Origin of the sequence: Mycobacterium sp. (assembly GCF_036490025.1) — a bacterium.
In the GTDB taxonomy this organism is placed as follows: Bacteria; Actinomycetota; Actinomycetes; order Mycobacteriales; family Mycobacteriaceae; genus Mycobacterium.
Genome location: NZ_DASXEP010000017.1, coordinates 1 through 16,540 on the forward strand (window position 1 = coordinate 1; position 16,540 = coordinate 16,540).

A 16,540-nucleotide genomic window follows, 5' to 3' on the forward strand; every position below is an offset into this window, starting at 1 on the left:
GGTCCATGACTCCCCTGCCCCGACGACGGCGCGGACGACTGGGACGACTGGGATTGATTGGAGCCGGAATCAGAGCATGCCGCCGCCATCGGAATCAAGGTCGCCGCCGTCAGGGCCAGCGCCGCCACGTTGTGCCGCACCCGCTACCCGCACCTTCTGGTGATCACAGGTTGCACTGTAGCGGCACCACCTTTGGGCAACCATTGCACACGCGGTGAGCTGTAATTTCTTCTATCGGCGTGCCCCGCTCCGACGACGACTCGATGGCGGGCAGTGGGTCAGTCTGGTAGCAGCCGCAACACTTACGCGTCTACGAGATCGTCAGTCCGGACGAACCGATCGATCAGCTCGTCCGCGCCGTCGAGTTGAACACTGACGTGCAAAGTGTTCCCGCGGACACTCGTAACGACGCCTTCAATGGTCCGCGTACCGAAGCGAAATCGAACCCGATCACCAGGTCGTGGCCCTACAAGGTGCTTCCGTCCCACGGCACTCTCCTTCCTCACCATGGTTCGCTGCCGGTCAGGTTGAACAAGTATGTACGCACCACTTTATCCATCGCGGCAGCCGCGCCGTTGAGTGAGCTACGCCAATTCCTAAAGGTTCGCAACGTAAGCCCATAGTCCTGGTGAGCTCTGACAAGCTTCGCGGCATCGCTGTGGGCAACTCCGTTGCGTACCTCATTCAGCCTGTTCAGGTTTGTCTTCCACTTGGGTGTCTTGGCCGGGTATGTCGCCGCAAGATCCGCCCATAAATCCATACCAAGCATCGAGTAATCGGTGGCCAACGCATCTACGTTTGCGTTGCCCTTGTCTAGGCGGCGCTCTTTTTCGGATTTGCTGGCGAGTGACAGGCTTCGCTCGCGAACCAGGGCGTTCAGAACCACTGGAGCAATCTTGGCGTTCCCCGGCGCCAGCGAAATGCTGGCCGTGATCTGGATGGCAGCGTCCTCGTGTAAGTCGCGGCAGAATCCCTGAAATTCCGCTGATAGCGCCACAAACAGCGTGCGGTTCAGGTGTTCTGTGGCGCGCTGGCGACCGCGCTGTTTTCCGGTCACTTTTCCGTGAACCTCTTCAAGGCTGTCGAGCGCTGCACAGCGCTCGACGCTCCACTTGGTTAGCGCGTTTGAGTTACCCACCGTGCCACAACCCTCCAAGTGCAGAGCGTAGCTCTCCTGCGACCAGGCGCTTAGCATGGCGACGCCGAGGCTGTTGATGCAAAGTGATCGTTCAGCCGAGATCCAACTGACCCGCTCCCGCAGTCACTGATGATGGAGGCTGCCGAGACCTGCTGCCCCGCTACGGGGTGATGCGCATACGGCCTCGTCCCGAAACCGGCACCATCACGGTCCGGCGGTACGGACGTGGCCGGTGTGGCTGCTGAGGCCGAGCCCGTGTGAAACAGTTACGTAATGCTGTTGGCCCTGCTGCGCCAGTTCGTCCGGCCGTATCGACGGCTGGTCGTGGCGGTGATGACGCTGCAGTTAGTCAGCACCTTGGCCTCGCTGTATCTACCGACGGTCAACGCCACGATCATCGATGACGGCATCGCCAAGGGCGACACCAACACGATCGTCCGGCTCGGAGGGCTGATGTTCGCGGTCACCGCGCTGCAGGTGCTGTGTTCGGTCGGCGCGGTCTACTTCGGCTCTCGCACCGGGATGGGTTTGGGCCGCGATCTTCGCTCGGCAGTGTTCCATCAAGTCACCACGTTCTCTGCGCACGAGACCGCCCGGTTCGGCGCACCGTCACTATTGACCCGGACCACCAACGACGTCCGCCAGATCCAATTCCTGGTGCAGATGGGCTGCACCGTGCTGGTCGCCGCGCCGATCATGTGCGTGGGCGGAATCTTCATGGCAATCCATCAGGACGCCGGGCTGTCCTGGCTGCTGCTGGTCAGCGTCCCGGTGCTGACCGCGGCCAACTACTGGATCATTTCCAACACGCTGCCGCTCTTCCGCAGCATGCAAAGGCTGATCGACAACATCAACCGGGTCATGCGCGAGCAATTGTCCGGCGTGCGAGTGGTGCGGGCGTTCGCGCGGGAGCCCTTCGAACGTCAGCGATTCGACGAGGCCAACGTCGCCCTGTCCAACACCGCGCAAAGCGCCGGCAATTGGCAGGCGCTGATGCTGCCGGTGACCACCCTGACCATCAATTGCTCCAGTGTGGCGCTGATCTGGTTCGGCGGCTTGCGCATCGACAGCGGTCAGATGCAAGTCGGATCGCTGATCGCGTTCCTGGTGTACTTCACCCAGATCCTGATGTCGGTGTTGATGGCAACCATGGCCGTGATGGTGTTGCCGCGGGCCGCGGTGTGCGCCGAGCGGATCACCGAAGTGCTCTCGACGAGCCCGGCGGTCACTACTCCGCGGCATCCGGTGCGGTCGTCCCCGGATGACCGGGGAGTAGTTCAGCTCGACCGCGCGTCATTTCGTTACCCGGGCGCGGATAGAGCTGTCCTGCAAGATGTCTCGCTGACCGCGCTGCCGGGCACCAGCACCGCGATCATCGGCAGCACCGGTTCGGGAAAATCAACCCTGGTGGCGCTGATCTGCCGGTTGTACGACGTGACTGCCGGAGCCGTGCGCGTCGGCAGTGTCGACGTCCGCAACCGAGACATCGAAGAGCTGTGGTCGGACGTCGGGCTGGTGCCCCAACGCGGCTACCTGTTCTCGGGAACGGTCGCCGAAAACCTGCGCTACGGAAGGGCCGACGCCAGCGAGGACGAGATGTGGGACGCGCTGCGCATCGCGGCCGCCGACGAATTCGTGCGCGCGAACGCCGACGGCCTGCAGATGCGCGTCGCGCAGGGCGGGATCAATTTCTCCGGCGGGCAGCGGCAGCGGTTGGCGATCGCACGGGCGGTGATCCGCCGTCCGGCGATCTACATCTTCGACGACGCGTTCTCCGCGCTCGATGTGCGCACCGACGCGCTGGTCCGCTCCAGGTTGGCCGAGGTCGCCGAAGAAGCAACCGTCATCGTTGTCGCACAACGTATCTCGACCATCGTCGACGCCGACCAGGTGATCGTGATCGAGGACGGACGAGTGCTCGGTGCGGGCACCCACGAGTCGCTGCTGGCCGAGTCGCCCACCTACCGGGAGTTCGCCGAATCGCAGTCGCTGGACGCCGAAGTGGGCGGCCCACGGTGACCACCGCAGCGGCTCCCCCGGCACTGCGGGCCCGGGACTTCACCGGCTCGGCCGTTCGCCTGGTGAAGCTCCTGGCGCCGCAACGACGTACGGCTGTCGCGGTGATGGTGTTGAGTATCGCCGGGACCGCGATCGGCGTCGTGGTCCCGCGCATCCTCGGCCACGCCACCGACCTGTTGTTCAACGGCGTCATCGGCCGGCGGCTGCCCGCCGGCATCACGAAGGATCAAGCGGTGGCCGCGGCGCGGGCCCACGGCGACAACGCTTTCGCCGACTTGCTTTCCGGGATGCATGTGATTCCCGGCCACGGCGTTGACTTCGGCGCGGTGGCCCGCACGCTGGCGCTGGCTCTCGGCATGTATCTGGTTGCCGCGCTGATGATTTACGCGCAGGCCCGGCTGCTCAACGTGACAGTGCGGCGGAGTCTGCAGGCACTGCGGTCCGACGTCGAAGACAAGCTGCACCGGCTGCCATTGGCGTACTTCGACAGTCGACAGCGCGGCGAGGTGCTCAGCCGGGTCACCAACGACATCGACAACCTCCAGACATCGTTGTCGATGACGATCACCCAACTGCTTTCCGCGGTGCTGACCGTGGCGACGGTGCTGCTGATGATGGTGACCATTTCGCCACTGCTGACCGGGATTACCTTGCTGACGGTACCGCTGTCGGTGGTGGTGACCCGGGCGATCGCGCGACGCTCCCAGCGGTTGTTCGTCGCGCAGTGGACCAATACCGGCCGGCTCAACGCCCGCATCGAGGAGAGCTACAGCGGCTTCACTCTGGTCAGGACATTTGGCCAGCGCGCCCGGATCGAAGACGAGTTCCGCCGACTCAACGACGATGTGTACCAGGCGAGTTTCGGTGCTCAGCTCATCTCCGGGTTGGTCTCGCCGGCAACGACGTTCATCGGCAACCTCAGCTACGTCGCGGTGGCGGTGGTCGGTGGGGTCCAGGTGGCGACCGGGCAGATCTCGGTGGGCAACATCCAGGCGTTCATTCAATACGTGCGCCAGTTCAACGGACCGCTGAATCAGGTTGCCTCGATGTACAACACGCTGCAGTCCGGGGTGGCCAGCGCGGAGCGGGTTTTCGAACTGCTCGACGAGCCAGAGGAACCGCCGGACCGCGAGCAACCGTTACCGTCGCCCAACGGCGAAGGGCCAACGGGGCGAGTGGAATTCGACCAGGTGCGCTTCGGCTATCACCCGGGGACTGCGGTGATCGACGACCTGTCGTTCACCGCCGCGCCGGGCAGCACCGTCGCGATCGTCGGACCGACCGGGGTGGGCAAGACGACCCTGGTGAATCTGCTGATGCGATTCTATGACGTCGACTCCGGCCGGATCCTGATCGACGGCGTCGACATCGCGTCCGTCAGCCGGCATTCGCTGCGAAGCCGCATCGGCATGGTGCTGCAGGACACCTGGCTGTTCAGCGGGACGATCGCGCAGAACATCGCCTACGGACGACCCGAGGCCACCGACGACGAGGTGATCGAAGCGGCCACGGCGGCGTATGTGGACCGCTTCGTCCACACGCTGCCCGATGGATATCACACTCGAGTGCGCGACGGCGGCAGCAACATCAGCGCGGGTGAGAAGCAGCTGATCACGATCGCGCGGGCATTCCTGGCCCGCCCGCAGCTGCTGATCCTGGATGAGGCAACCAGTTCGGTAGACACTCGTACCGAGCTGCTGATCGCCAAGGCCACCCATGAGCTTCGTCGTGATCGCACGAGTTTCATTATCGCTCATCGTCTTTCGACGATCCGTGACGCTGACGTTATCTTGGTGATGGAGGCGGGCAAGATCGTGGAGCAGGGCAACCACGGCGAGTTGCTGGCCCGCCGTGGTGCCTACTACCAGATGACCCGGTCTTAGAGCTCCGGGCCTTCGGCGCGCAGGTCGTCGACCGTAGACATGGCCTCGCGCAACTTGGCCAGCCACTCTTCGGTGTGCTCGCCGACCAGCTTGACCGACCAGGCCAGCGCATCCGAGCGAGACCGCGCCACGCCGGCGTCGACCAGGGTGTCGAGCACCTGTCGCTCGGGCTGCTTCAGCCGGGTCATGACAGGGACCGCGATGTGGGTGAACAAGACCCGTTCGCCGCCGACCTCGAGGCCCCAGGAAACCTTGCGGCCGTAGCGGTTCTGCGCCTCGTCGGCGATGTTCATCCGCTCCGAGCGAGTGTCCTCACGAAAGCGCGAGGCCCGACCCGCCGCGTGGGCTTCGCTCTCGTCTTTCGCGTCGCCTTCGGGGTCGGGCAATTTTCCGATGACGGTGATCTCTTCGCGGTCCACGACGACGGTCGGGTCGCCGGCGAACCAGGCGTCGGGCAAGCGTCCGGCGAACCAGTCCGCGGCGTCGCCGGCTTCGGGTTGGCCGGCTTGCTGCCAGCCGCCGGGGCGGCCGTGCCGCCGCCCAGGTCCATGGTGTTGTTTCATACTTACATGATTACACCGTTACAACGATTACGGGAACGTGTTCACCGCGGGCGAACGGCGCCATCGTCGAATAGGTGTAACGGTGGACGCCGAAAACCGTTGATATGCGGTGCTCAGAGTTGTAGCTTTAAGAGCGAAGCAAGGCCCGGAAAAGACAGATTCCAAAGAGCCGGATGACGGAGTGCAAGCCGGCCGCGCAGGATAAATGCGACGCCTCCCACCTGTCTGCCGGGCCTTGCCCCATGCGGTCAATCGGCGATGCTCTCGCCGCGCCGGGCCCGGTATAGCTTCACCTCGCCTTTGATGCCCTTGAGGCGACGGGCGCCGGCGAACGACCAACTGAATCCCGCGTCATCGCCGAGCTCATCCCGCGTCGACTCGGCGGCCAACACCGCACCGGGCCGGGCCGCAGCCGTCACCCGGCTGGCTAAGTTCACCGGGCTGCCGAACCAGTCACCGGCCCGGCTCACCGCAGACCCCGACGCAATGCCCGCCCGCAGCCGCGGGAAGTCGTTGTCGCCGTCGGTGATTTCGACGAGCTTGAGCACCGCGTCCAGCAGCGACGCCTGCTCGGTGCAGACGAACATCACCGCGTCACCGATCGTCTTGATGAACCGCACCGGCGGGACCACCACGTCGCGGGCCAGCTCAGCGAGCCGGTTGGCCAGTTGCCCCAGCTCCTCAGCCGGCACCTCCTCGCCCAACCGGGTGAAGCCGACCAGATCGGCGAACGCGACGGTGATGTGCCGGGCCCCGGGCAGCGGAGCGCCCGCGGCTCGCTCGCTGGCGTTAACGGCCTCGGTCTCCATCGAGTAACGCAGGTGCATGAACAGCATGTCCCTGATCCACGGACCCAACAGCGGCGCGATTTGGCTGACCAGCGCCTGGGAGCGCTTGGCGATCTCCAGCTCGGTCGTGCCGGGCTGCAGGACGGCCGCCAGCGCGGCGTAGCGCATCACCTCGGCGGCATGCGAAAGGCCTTCGGCGAGAACGCGAACAACCTGCACCAGGTGCTCTGGATCGAGGCCGATTTCAAGGAACCGCTGCGCGTGCGCGGTGACCGCGCCGTCAGCCCGCATGTGCACTGCGGCGTCGGGATCGTCCACCCTGGCCAGCCCGATTGCACGTTGCACACGCTGCAGTAGTTCCAGGTCGATACCGGCCGACTCGCTGATCTCCCGCGCCGAGACGTAGCTGCCGTCGTCGCCGAGGAAGCGACGCGAGGCCAGCAGCATGGGTGCAAACGAGTCCCGGATCTCCCGCGCGGTGATGCCCTGCTCGAAGAGCCACTCGATCAGCTCGGCGCGCTCGGCGCGTGCGCTGCCCTCCAGATCTCCCAACAGCTCGTCGATCTCCGTCATGACACCGGCGGCCGTCGCTGCGCCCACGGTCGGGCCGCCTCGATCTGCGCGCTGAGCGCCAGCAGCGTCGCCTCGTCGCTGGGCCGGCCGACCAGTTGGATCGACAGCGGAACCCCATTGCGGTCGAGCGCCCACGGCACCGCTGCGGCGGGCTGACCGGTCAGATTCCAGATCTCGAAGAACGGCACTCGTCGCGACACCAACAGCAGGCTCGAGATGGCGCCCCGGCGTTGGTAGGCGCCGATGCGGGACGGCCCGGTCGCGTTGCCGGGCGTGATCACCACGTCGACGTCGTGAAAGACCGACTGGATCCGGTCAGCCAGCGCCGGCTCCGCGGCCCGCACCGTCGCCATCCGCCGCTCGGAGATCAGCGACCCGATGCGCGCCATGCTGCGGGTCCGCGCCTCCAGCCGATCTTGATACGGCAGTGAGCGCACGTCGTTGTAGATGCCGCGGAAATAGCGCGGCAGATAGTTGGCGGCGATGGCCGCCGGTGGATAGTCCGGGTCGCGCGCGATGACGTCGTGGCCCAGGTCGCGCAGGAGTGCGCCGGCCTCGTCGACGGCCGCCCGCTGCTCCTTGCCGATGCTGACGACCAGTGGCGGTGGGACCTTGGTGCTCAACGCAATTCGTAACCGGCCGGGATGCTTGCCCGCTGCGGCGACGAATCCGCCGTCGGGTGCGGGCGTCGTGGTCGTCACGTCCAGGAACAGCGCGGCGTCTGTCACCGACCGCGCGATGGGACCGTTGACGCTCAGCCCGCACCATGCGTCGTCGTGCGGGGTCAGCGGGACCCGATCACGTTGCGGCTTCAGCCCGTAGAGGCCGCACCAGCCCGACGGGATGCGGATCGAGCCGCCGCCGTCAGAGCCCAGCGCCAGCGGCGCCAGCCCGGCGGCCACCGCGGCCCCGCTGCCGCCGCTGCTGCCGCCCGGCGACAGCGCGGTGTCCCACGGGTTGCGGGTCGCGCCGAAGGTCAGCGATTCGGTGTACGGCAACATCATCAGCTCGGGCACATTGGTTTTGCCGATGATCACCGCGCCCGCAGCACGAAGCCGGCGGACCACCTCCGCGTCGCCCGCCGCCGGTGAGGTGATCGCGCTGCTGCCACACGGCGTGAGTTGCCCGCCGACATCGACGTCGTCTTTGATCGCGACCGGGACCCCGAGCAGCGGCAGCCGCTCGCCGGCGTCAAGGCGGCGCTGTGCGGTCAAGGCCTCCCGGCGCGCGCTGTCGGCCAGCACCACCCGGTAACTGCGCAGCCGTGGGTCCAGCCGCGCGATGCGGTCCAGGTAGACCTCGAGCAGCGCCGGTGCGGTGATGGTGGCCGCGGTCAGCATCCGCGCCTGTTCGGCAGCTCCCGCGAAGGCCAGTTCTCCCAGGTCCACGTCGAGGCACACTACTGCTATGGGCGACACGGTGTTCGACCAATTGACCGAGCAGCAGCTGCGCGAGCGCAAGACGATCAAGTGGAACCACTTCGGGCCCGACGTGTTGCCACTGTGGATCGCCGAGATGGACTTCCGCACCGCGCCGGCGGTCGTGGACGGCATCCGCGCGACCGTCGCCGTCGAGGAGTTCGGCTATCCGGCCTTCCGCGAGGACACCATGGCACGGGCGACAGCCGACTGGTGCCGGCGCCGGTACGGCTGGCGGGTTTCGCCCGACTGGGTTCGCGTTGTACCCGACGTGCTCAAGGGCATGGAAGTGGTCATCGAATTCCTCACCCGGCCCGAAAGTCCGGTGGTGCTGCCCGTGCCGGCGTACATGCCGTTTTTCGATCTGCTGCGGATCACCGGCCGGCAACCGGTGGAAATCCCTATGCTGCAAGATGATTCGGGTCGATATGTGCTGGATCTGGATGCACTCGACGCCGCGTTCGCGAGCGGAGCCGGCTCGGTCATCCTGTGCAACCCGAACAACCCGCTGGGCACCGCGTACCGCGACGACGAACTGCGCGCGATCGTCGAGATCGCGGCAAGCCACCACGCCCGCGTCATCGCCGATGAGATCCACGGACCGCTGGTCTACGGACGGCCGCACATCGCCGCGGCCTCGGTATCCGACACCGCCGCGCACACAGTCATCACCCTGATGTCGGCGTCCAAGGGATGGAACCTGCCGGGGCTGATCTGCGCGCAGGTCGTCCTGTCCAACGAGCAGGACGCCCGCGACTGGGAACACATCAACAAGCTGCACAAGATGGGTGTGTCCACCATCGGCATTCGCGCCAACATCGCCGCCTACAACCACGGGGCCGACTGGCTCGACGACCTGCTCGGCTACCTGCAGGCCAATCGCGATCACCTGGCGGCAGCACTGCCGGCGTCCTGCCCAGGGGTGCGGGCCAATACCCCGGAGGCCACCTACATGTCGTGGGTCGACTTCCGGGCGCTGAACCTGGCGGTCGAACCCGCCGACCATCTGCTGTCGACGGCGAAGGTTGCGCTCAGCCCGGGTATCCCGTTCGGCGCCACGGTGGGTCCGGGTTTCGCGCGACTGAACTTCGCCACCACCCGGGCGATCCTCGACCGCGCGATCGATGCAATCTCCACCGCGCTAGCGTGAGGGGATGTCGTGTGTCTTCTGTGCGATCGTCGCGGGGGAGGCTCCGGCCATCCGGATCTACGAAGATGACGGCTATCTGGCTTTCCTGGACGTCCGCCCGTTCACCCGCGGCCACACCTTGGTGGTGCCCAAGCAGCACACGGTAGATCTCACCGACACCCCACCGGAAACGCTGGCCGGCATGGTGGCGGTCGGGCAGCGGATCGCCAAGGCGGCGCGCGCGACGGAGTTGGCCGACGCCACCAACGTCGGGATCAACGACGGTCGCGCCGCGTTCCAGTCGGTGTTGCACATTCACCTGCATGTACTGCCACGGCGCAACGGCGACAAGCTGTCGGTCGCCAAGGGAATGCTGCTGCGCCGCGACCCCGACCGGAAGGCGACCGGCCGGATCCTGCGGGACGCGCTGGCGGACATCGACGCCGGGCGGTAATACTGGGCGCATGGCCCTTCCGTCCTGGCTCGAGCAAGGCGTACTTCCGCGAGTGCTGCGAATTCACGACGCCGTTTATCAGAAAACCAACGGCTGGATCGGACATCGAACACTGGGCATACCCAGCCTGCTGTTACACACCGTGGGCGCCAAGACCGGCGCGGCCCGCACCACGTCGCTGACCTATGCCCGCGACGGCGACGATTACCTGATCGTCGCTTCCAAGGGCGGCGACCCGAAGGCGCCCGGATGGTATCACAATCTGAAGGCCAACCCGAGGGTCGAAATCAACGTGGGGCCAAAGCGTTTCGGCGTCACAGCACACCCGGTGCTGCCGGCTGATCCGGACTACGCCCGGCTGTGGCGGGTCGTCAACAAGAACAACGGCAACCGGTACGAGGCCTACCAGACGAAGACGTCACGGCCCATCCCGGTCGTGGTACTCAGCCGGAGCTGATTGCCCGCCTCCTCCTCGGCCGGTTCCCGGCCGCATCGTCGCCGGGCGGGCTAGAAAAGCTCCTTGGCCAACAGCTCCAGCGTCGTCTCCCGGGCCGGAGCGGTCGCCGGATCGGTGCCGCGGTGTGCCGATGCGACGGGATGCACCATCACCTCGTCGACGCCGAACCGCTGCGCCAGTTCGCTCAGCTGTTCCGCGGCCTCGGCGGGTGACCCGACCACCGCCCGCTCGAGTCCGCTTTCGACAATGTGTTGCTGCTGCGGTGTCAGCTCGGCACCGTGCACATCCTCGATCAGTTCCACTGGTCCCAGCGGCTGTCCGGTCCGCAGCCGGGCCATCATGTGCAGGTTCGGCAGCATCAATGCTGTTGCCTCTTCCCGGGTTTCGGCTACTGCGGCATTGACCGTCAGGAAGGTCACCGGTTCGGATGCCAGCTCACTGGGCACGAACTCCGACCGGTACAGCGCCAGCGCCTCCTCGGTTCCCTGGCCCGAGAAGTGATGGGCGAATACGTAAGGCAAGCCCTTGGCCGCCGCCAGTCGCGCCGAATACATCGACGACCCGAGCAACCACAGCCGTGGCTCGCTGCCGGCGGCGGGAGTGGCCTTGAGGATGTAGTCGCCGTCGCGCAACTGCACCGGCACACCCCCGGCGCTCATCATCGCCCGCACGTGATCGAGGTACTGCGGGAACCGGTCGATGTCGCGGTCGTCGCGGCCGGCGGCGCCGCGCAACAGAACCGAGGTCACCGGATCCGAGCCCGGCGCACGGCCGATGCCGAGGTCGATGCGGCCCGGGGCCGCCGCTTCCAGCAGCGCGAACTGCTCGGCGACCGCCAGCGGCGCGTGGTTGGGCAGCATCACCCCGCCGGAGCCCAGGCGCAGCTGGGTGGTCTGCGCCGCGAGATAGGCGATCAGCACCGGCGGGCTGGTGGCGCCCACCGACGGCATGTTGTGGTGTTCGGCTAGCCAGTAGCGGGTGTAGCCCAGCCGGTCGGCGGTCTGCGCCAGGCGAACGGTGGCCGCCAACGCATCCGCGGTGGTCTGATCGGTGCGGACCGGGACGAGGTCAAGGACGGAAAGCCGCATGAGCAGGTCAACGCCTGCCGCCGGCCGAACGTTCCCTGCCAGTCATCGGATACCTGCCATCTGCTTCGCTTGGCCAAAGACGTCGTCGAGCATCGTCGTCGTCAGCGTGCCGGTGAACGTGTTCTGCTGGCTGGGGTGGTAGCAGCCCAGCAACACGACCTCGCCGTGAGCGGCATGCACGGTCGCGGTGGCGCCGTGGCCGAACTTCGGCTGCGGCCGGGGAACCTGGCCCCCGCCGGCGCGAATCATGTCGAGCGCCGACCGCCAGCCGAAAGCGCCCAGCGCCAAGATAACTCGTACAGCTCCGCCGACCAGCCGCCACTCGGCGGTCAGCCACGGCGCACAGGTCGAACGCTCCGCCGGTGTCGGCGCGTTGGCCGGCGGCGCACACCGCACCGCGGCGGCCACCCGAGCGGCGTTGAGCGTCAGGCCGTCGGCGGCGTCGACGCTGATCGGTGAATTCGCCAAGCCTGCCCGGTGCATCGCGGCGTACAACACATCGCCGGACCGGTCGCCGGTGAAAACCCGACCGGTGCGGTTGGCGCCGTTGGCCGCGGGTGCCAGGCCGACGATCATCAATCGCGGATCCGCGGCACCCCAGCCCGGAACCGGCCTGCCCCAATACGGCTGGTCGGCGAACGACCGCCGTTTGGTAAGCGCCGACTGCTCGCGCCACTCGACCAGCCGCGGGCAGGCCCGACACACCGACACCTCGGCGTCGAGCTGCGCCAGCGATCTGGCGGCCTGGGCCATCGCGACCACCTGCGCCTGTTCCGACGCGACCGCCGTGCGCGCAGTCGCGGGATCGCCGGGCCATCCGGTGCCGGGCGGCACCGGGGAGTCGAAGAGCGCGCCGGTGCGCGGGTGGGCGAGGTTCACCGCTCCACTGTGCCGAACCGTGTTTGCCGAAACCGGGTCGGGGCTAGTCATCGATGATGCCGTCACCAACCGCGGTCCGCGACCTCGACCAACTACTGAAAAACCTGGCCGGCCACGTACACGCCGCCGACCCCGGCCGGCAGCGTGACATCACCAACGCCATAACCGGCGAACTGCTGGGCCACGTGCCGCACTGCTCACCCGCCGACGTGCAGGCCGCGGGCCGCCGCGCCCGCGCCGTCCAGCAGGAATGGTCAGCCCGAACGGTCGCCGAGCGCGCCGCGGTGCTGCTGCGGTTCCACGACCTCGTGCTGCGACGCCAGGACGAGGTGCTTGACCTGATCCAGCTGGAGAACGGCAAAGCTCGTCGGCACGCATTCGAAGAGATTCTCGACGTCTGCATCACGGCGCGCTACTACGCCAACACCGCAGAGCACTACCTACGCCCCCAGCGCCGCCAGGGTGTGCAACTCGTACTCACCGAGGTGTGGGAGCACCACCACCCCAAGGGGCTGGTGGGCATCATCTCGCCGTGGAACTACCCGCTGACGCTCGGCATCAGCGACGCGATCCCGGCCATCGTCGCCGGCAACGCGGTATTGACGAAACCCGATGACCACACGCCCTTTTCGGCGCTCTGGGCGGTGCAGCTGCTCGAGGAGGCCGGTATGCCGCCCGGCCTGATTCAGGTGGTTACGGGCCCCGGATCCGAGCTCGGAACCCCGATCATCGAGCAGTCCGACTACCTGATGTTCACCGGTTCCACCGCCACCGGTCGCAATGTCGCCAAACAGGCGGCCGAGCGACTCATCGACTGCTCGATGGAGTTGGGCGGCAAGAACGCGTTGCTCGTTCTCGACGATGCCGACGCGAGCAAAGCGGCCACCGGAGCGGTGCGGGCAGCGTTCTCCAACGCCGGACAATTGTGCATCTCCATCGAGCGGATCTATGTGCTCGAACCGCTCTGGGATGACTTCGTCGCCGAGTTCCTCAAGGCAACCAAGGCAATGACGTTATCGGGCGCGATGGACTACTCCGCCGACATGGGGTCGTTGATCAGCGACAAGCAATTGCAGACCGTCGCCGAGCACGTCGACGACGCGAAAGCCAAGGGCGCGACCGTGCTGACCGGTGGACGGGACCGACCCGACCTCGGCCCGCACTTCTATGAACCGACGATCCTGACCGACGTACGGGAAGGCATCACGTTGTTCGCCGAGGAGACATTCGGTCCCGTGGTATCGCTCTATCCGGTCGAGACCGAGCAGGAAGCAATAGCAAAGGCCAACGACAGCAGCTACGGATTGAACTTCGCCGTGTGGACGAGCGATCCGGATCGCGGCCGCCGAGTCGCCACGCGATTGCAGGCCGGCACCGTCAACGTCAACGGCGCCTACGCCGCCACCTGGGCTTCGGTCGACGCGCCGATGGGCGGCATGAAGGATTCCGGTCTCGGGCGCAGGCACGGCGAGCACGGCATTCTCAAATACACCGAATCGCAGACCATCGCCACGGAACGCCTGCTGCCGGTCGGGGCGCCCAAAGGCATGCGCGGCGGCGTCTACGCACGGCTGATGACGAACGGCCTGCGGTTGCTGCGACGGCTGCCGGGAGTGAAATAGGGCCAAGCTCCGTAGGATCACTGCATGGCCGCTGATGCGCTGGCCGGCCTGATCGCCGAGCTGCCCGAGGGAATGGTCGTCACCGACCCCGCGATCACCGAGTCCTACCGGCAAGACCGCGCCTTTGATCCGTCGGCCGGAAAGCCGGTGGCCGTGGTGCGCCCGCGGCGCACCCAAGAGGTGCAGACCGTCCTGCGGTGGGCCACCGCCAACCAAGTCCCGGTGGTGACCCGCGGTATGGGCACCGGGCTGTCCGGCGGTGCCACCGCGGTGGACGGCGGGATCGTGTTGTCGACGGAGAAGATGCGCGACATCGTCGTGGATCCGGTCACCCGCACCGCGGTCTGTCAACCCGGGCTGCTCAACGCCGAGGTGAAAAAGACGGTCGCCGAATACGGCCTGTGGTATCCGCCCGACCCGTCGTCGTACGAGATCTGCAGCATCGGCGGCAATATCGCGACGAACGCGGGCGGGCTGTGCTGCGTCAAGTACGGCGTCACCACTGACTATGTGCTCGGTGTGCAGGTGGTGCTATCGGACGGCACCGCGGTCCGGCTGGGCGGCCCGCGGCTCAAAGACGTTGCCGGACTGAGCTTGACGAAGTTGTTCGTCGGCAGCGAAGGCGCACTGGGCGTGATCACCGAGGTGACGCTGCGGCTGGTGCCGCCACAACAGCCGATGAGCACGGTGGTCGCCAACTTCGCCTCGGTGCAAGACGCCGCTCAGGCGGTGCTGGGGGTGACCGCGCGGCTGCGCCCGGCGATGCTGGAGTTCATGGACTCGGCGACCATCAACGCCGTCGAAGACAAGCTGCGGATGGGCCTGGACCGCGGGGCGGCCGCGATGTTGGTCGGCACATCCGACGAACGCGGACGAGCGGGCAGCGACGACGCCGAATTCATGGCCGCGACATTCACCGAATTCGGTGCGACGGAAGTCTTTTCGACCGACGATCCCGACGAGGGCGAGGCGTTCGTCGCCGCCCGCCGGTTCGCCATTCCCGCGGTCGAGGAGAAGGGGCCGCTGCTGCTGGAAGATGTCGGTGTGCCGCTGCCGGCGTTGGCCGATCTGGTCGGCGGCATCGCTCACATCGCCGCCGAACGCGACCTGATGATCGCGGTGATCGCCCACGCCGGCGACGGCAACACCCATCCACTGATTGTGTATGACCCCGACGACGCCGTGATGACCGAACGGGCCCAGCTGGCCTACGCGGAGATCATGGATCTTGCCATCGAGCTTGGCGGCACCATCACCGGCGAACACGGCGTCGGGCGGCTGAAACGCCCCTGGTTGGAGGGCTATCTGGGACCCGACGCGATGGCCCTAAACCGTCGCATCAAGGACGCGCTGGATCCGCTGGGCATTCTGAACCCCGGCGCGGGCGTCTGACGCCTGACCTGTCACCTCCGCCGCCGCCGGCAGGCACTTGGCTTTTTCCCCGCCTCATAGCGACAACCGCACTCACCGATGCCGGCTCGCGAACATTGTCGCTACGAGGCGGGGCCTGGGCGCTATGCGAGACTGTTTCGACGAAGTGACTGGGAGGGATGTGTATGTCGGGCTGGACGGGGGGAAGCCTCTTCGCCGCTCTGAAGGCAGCCGGAGTGGCTTCGATATCAGGCTGGGTGCTGATGCTGGGTGCAGGTCCGGCGCTGGCGGATCCGCCTCCAGGTGATCCAGGGGTTGTCGCGGGCCCCGGTGCTGGGCAGGATCCGACACCGTTCACTGGCGCCGCGCCATTCGGGCCGCCGAGGATCGTTCCTGCCAACGGCGCGACGGTGGGTGTGGCCCAGCCGATCATCATCAACTTCCCGGGGCTCGTCGACGACTCCGGTGCAGCCGAAAACGCCATCCACGTCTCTTCGGTCCCGCCGGTTGCCGGCAAGTTCTACTGGATGACGCCCACGCAACTGCGCTGGCGCCCGCTGAGCTTCTGGCCCGCGCACACCGCGGTGACCGTCGACGCGGGTGGCGCCGTGTCCAGCTTCCAAACCGGAGACACCCTGGTGGCCACGGCCGACGACGCCGCACACCAACTGACTGTCACCCGCAACGGGGCCGTGGAGAAGACCATTCCCATGTCGATGGGGATGGCGGCCGGCGGCCACCAAACCCCGAACGGCACCTACTACGTCCAAGAGAAGATGCCCTCGGTAGTCATGGACTCCTCGACCTACGGCGTTCCGGTCAACTCGACGTACGGATACAAGACAACGGTCGAGCTAGCAGTCCGATTCGATGACAGCGGCGACTTCGTACACAGCGCTCCATGGTCGGTGGATGACCAGGGCAAGCGCGACGTCAGTCATGGCTGCATCAACATCAGCCCTACCAACGCGAAATGGTTCTTCGACAACTTCAACGCCGGTGATCCCATCGTGGTGACCAACTCCAGCGGCGGCACCTACTCCAGGCACGACGGGTCCAACGACTGGCAAAGCTAGCTCGCGGCGCCTGGCCCGGCTTCGGTTTTAAGGGCCCGTGAAGTCACCGACGGCGGTCATCTTGTTGCCGTCCGAGGCGATT

14 protein-coding genes are annotated in these 16,540 nt (G+C 66.6%); 8 read left to right on the top strand and 6 right to left on the bottom strand.

Annotated elements, in window-relative coordinates:
- Positions 1–502: 502 nt before the first annotated feature.
- Positions 503–1,138: a hypothetical protein gene (locus tag VGG53_RS01595; RefSeq protein ID WP_331516214.1), complete on the bottom strand. Its 636-nt coding sequence runs from the start codon at positions 1,136–1,138 to the stop codon at positions 503–505.
- A gap of 273 nt (positions 1,139–1,411) precedes the next feature.
- Here VGG53_RS01595 and VGG53_RS01600 point away from each other — a divergent pair, with 273 nt between their 5' ends.
- Together VGG53_RS01600 and VGG53_RS01605 are read left to right on the top strand one after the other, a co-directional pair.
- Positions 1,412–3,157, top strand: a complete 1,746-nt coding sequence (locus VGG53_RS01600) for an ABC transporter ATP-binding protein (RefSeq protein ID WP_331516215.1) — start codon at positions 1,412–1,414, stop codon at positions 3,155–3,157.
- Entirely contained in the window at positions 3,154–5,040 is a 1,887-nt protein-coding gene (locus VGG53_RS01605) for an ABC transporter ATP-binding protein (RefSeq protein ID WP_331516216.1), read from the top strand. The genes VGG53_RS01600 and VGG53_RS01605 overlap by 4 nt, the downstream gene beginning before the upstream one ends.
- On the opposite strand, the gene VGG53_RS01610 is transcribed toward VGG53_RS01605, so the two are convergent.
- The 3 genes from VGG53_RS01610 to VGG53_RS01620 all read right to left on the bottom strand — a co-directional run bounded on the left by VGG53_RS01610 (position 5,037) and on the right by VGG53_RS01620 (position 8,352).
- On the bottom strand, positions 5,037–5,603 hold the full coding sequence (locus tag VGG53_RS01610; RefSeq protein ID WP_331516217.1) for a hypothetical protein: 567 nt from the start codon (positions 5,601–5,603) through the stop codon (positions 5,037–5,039). The genes VGG53_RS01605 and VGG53_RS01610 overlap by 4 nt on opposite strands.
- 248 nt (positions 5,604–5,851) lie before the next feature.
- On the bottom strand, positions 5,852–6,964 hold the full coding sequence (locus VGG53_RS01615) for an adenylate/guanylate cyclase domain-containing protein (protein WP_331516230.1): 1,113 nt from the start codon (positions 6,962–6,964) through the stop codon (positions 5,852–5,854).
- On the bottom strand, positions 6,961–8,352 hold the full coding sequence (locus VGG53_RS01620; RefSeq protein WP_331516218.1) for an amidase: 1,392 nt from the start codon (positions 8,350–8,352) through the stop codon (positions 6,961–6,963). The genes VGG53_RS01615 and VGG53_RS01620 overlap by 4 nt, the downstream gene beginning before the upstream one ends.
- A 19-nt stretch (positions 8,353–8,371) precedes the next feature.
- On the opposite strand from VGG53_RS01620, the gene VGG53_RS01625 reads away from it, so the two are divergent.
- From VGG53_RS01625 to VGG53_RS01635, 3 genes are read left to right on the top strand one after another with little or no spacing between them, the layout of a single operon-like run.
- The gene (locus tag VGG53_RS01625) at positions 8,372–9,532 is read left to right on the top strand and encodes a MalY/PatB family protein (RefSeq protein ID WP_331516219.1); all 1,161 of its coding nucleotides are present in this window, start codon (positions 8,372–8,374) and stop codon (positions 9,530–9,532) included.
- A gap of 4 nt (positions 9,533–9,536) precedes the next feature.
- The gene (locus tag VGG53_RS01630; RefSeq protein WP_331516221.1) at positions 9,537–9,965 is read left to right on the top strand and encodes an HIT family protein; all 429 of its coding nucleotides are present in this window, start codon (positions 9,537–9,539) and stop codon (positions 9,963–9,965) included.
- 10 nt (positions 9,966–9,975) lie between these two features.
- Positions 9,976–10,422 (top strand): nitroreductase family deazaflavin-dependent oxidoreductase, encoded by a 447-nt coding sequence (locus tag VGG53_RS01635; RefSeq protein ID WP_331516222.1) that lies wholly within the window; start codon positions 9,976–9,978, stop codon positions 10,420–10,422.
- A 50-nt stretch (positions 10,423–10,472) separates the two neighbouring features.
- On the opposite strand, the gene VGG53_RS01640 is transcribed toward VGG53_RS01635, so the two are convergent.
- Complete coding sequence (locus VGG53_RS01640) at positions 10,473–11,510, bottom strand: LLM class flavin-dependent oxidoreductase (protein ID WP_331516224.1); 1,038 nt, start codon at positions 11,508–11,510, stop codon at positions 10,473–10,475.
- A 42-nt stretch (positions 11,511–11,552) separates the two neighbouring features.
- Complete coding sequence (locus tag VGG53_RS01645) at positions 11,553–12,440, bottom strand: uracil-DNA glycosylase family protein (RefSeq protein WP_414688852.1); 888 nt, start codon at positions 12,438–12,440, stop codon at positions 11,553–11,555.
- A gap of 5 nt (positions 12,441–12,445) precedes the next feature.
- Between VGG53_RS01645 and VGG53_RS01650 the strand changes: the two genes are divergently transcribed.
- From VGG53_RS01650 to VGG53_RS01660, 3 genes are all read left to right on the top strand, one after another.
- Complete coding sequence (locus VGG53_RS01650; protein ID WP_331516227.1) at positions 12,446–14,011, top strand: succinic semialdehyde dehydrogenase; 1,566 nt, start codon at positions 12,446–12,448, stop codon at positions 14,009–14,011.
- A 24-nt stretch (positions 14,012–14,035) separates the two neighbouring features.
- Positions 14,036–15,403 (top strand): FAD-binding oxidoreductase, encoded by a 1,368-nt coding sequence (locus VGG53_RS01655; protein ID WP_331516228.1) that lies wholly within the window; start codon positions 14,036–14,038, stop codon positions 15,401–15,403.
- Positions 15,404–15,567: 164 nt separating this feature from the next.
- Complete coding sequence (locus VGG53_RS01660) at positions 15,568–16,458, top strand: L,D-transpeptidase (protein WP_331516229.1); 891 nt, start codon at positions 15,568–15,570, stop codon at positions 16,456–16,458.
- Positions 16,459–16,540: the final 82 nt, after the last annotated feature.

What these genes read in the sequence shown, in the direction of transcription:
- VGG53_RS01650 (WP_331516227.1), top strand. Translation starts at nt 12,446, where the DNA reads ATGCCGTCACCAACCGCGGTCCGCGACCTCGACCAACTACTGAAAAAC.
- VGG53_RS01635 (WP_331516222.1), top strand. Translation starts at nt 9,976, where the DNA reads ATGGCCCTTCCGTCCTGGCTCGAGCAAGGCGTACTTCCGCGAGTGCTG.
- VGG53_RS01645 (WP_414688852.1), bottom strand. Translation starts at nt 12,440, where the DNA reads ATGACTAGCCCCGACCCGGTTTCGGCAAACACGGTTCGGCACAGTGGA.
- VGG53_RS01630 (WP_331516221.1), top strand. Translation starts at nt 9,537, where the DNA reads ATGTCGTGTGTCTTCTGTGCGATCGTCGCGGGGGAGGCTCCGGCCATC.
- VGG53_RS01610 (WP_331516217.1), bottom strand. Translation starts at nt 5,603, where the DNA reads ATGAAACAACACCATGGACCTGGGCGGCGGCACGGCCGCCCCGGCGGC.
- VGG53_RS01655 (WP_331516228.1), top strand. Translation starts at nt 14,036, where the DNA reads ATGGCCGCTGATGCGCTGGCCGGCCTGATCGCCGAGCTGCCCGAGGGA.
- VGG53_RS01600 (WP_331516215.1), top strand. Translation starts at nt 1,412, where the DNA reads ATGCTGTTGGCCCTGCTGCGCCAGTTCGTCCGGCCGTATCGACGGCTG.
- VGG53_RS01615 (WP_331516230.1), bottom strand. Translation starts at nt 6,964, where the DNA reads ATGACGGAGATCGACGAGCTGTTGGGAGATCTGGAGGGCAGCGCACGC.
- VGG53_RS01660 (WP_331516229.1), top strand. Translation starts at nt 15,568, where the DNA reads ATGTCGGGCTGGACGGGGGGAAGCCTCTTCGCCGCTCTGAAGGCAGCC.
- VGG53_RS01625 (WP_331516219.1), top strand. Translation starts at nt 8,372, where the DNA reads ATGGGCGACACGGTGTTCGACCAATTGACCGAGCAGCAGCTGCGCGAG.
- VGG53_RS01640 (WP_331516224.1), bottom strand. Translation starts at nt 11,510, where the DNA reads ATGCGGCTTTCCGTCCTTGACCTCGTCCCGGTCCGCACCGATCAGACC.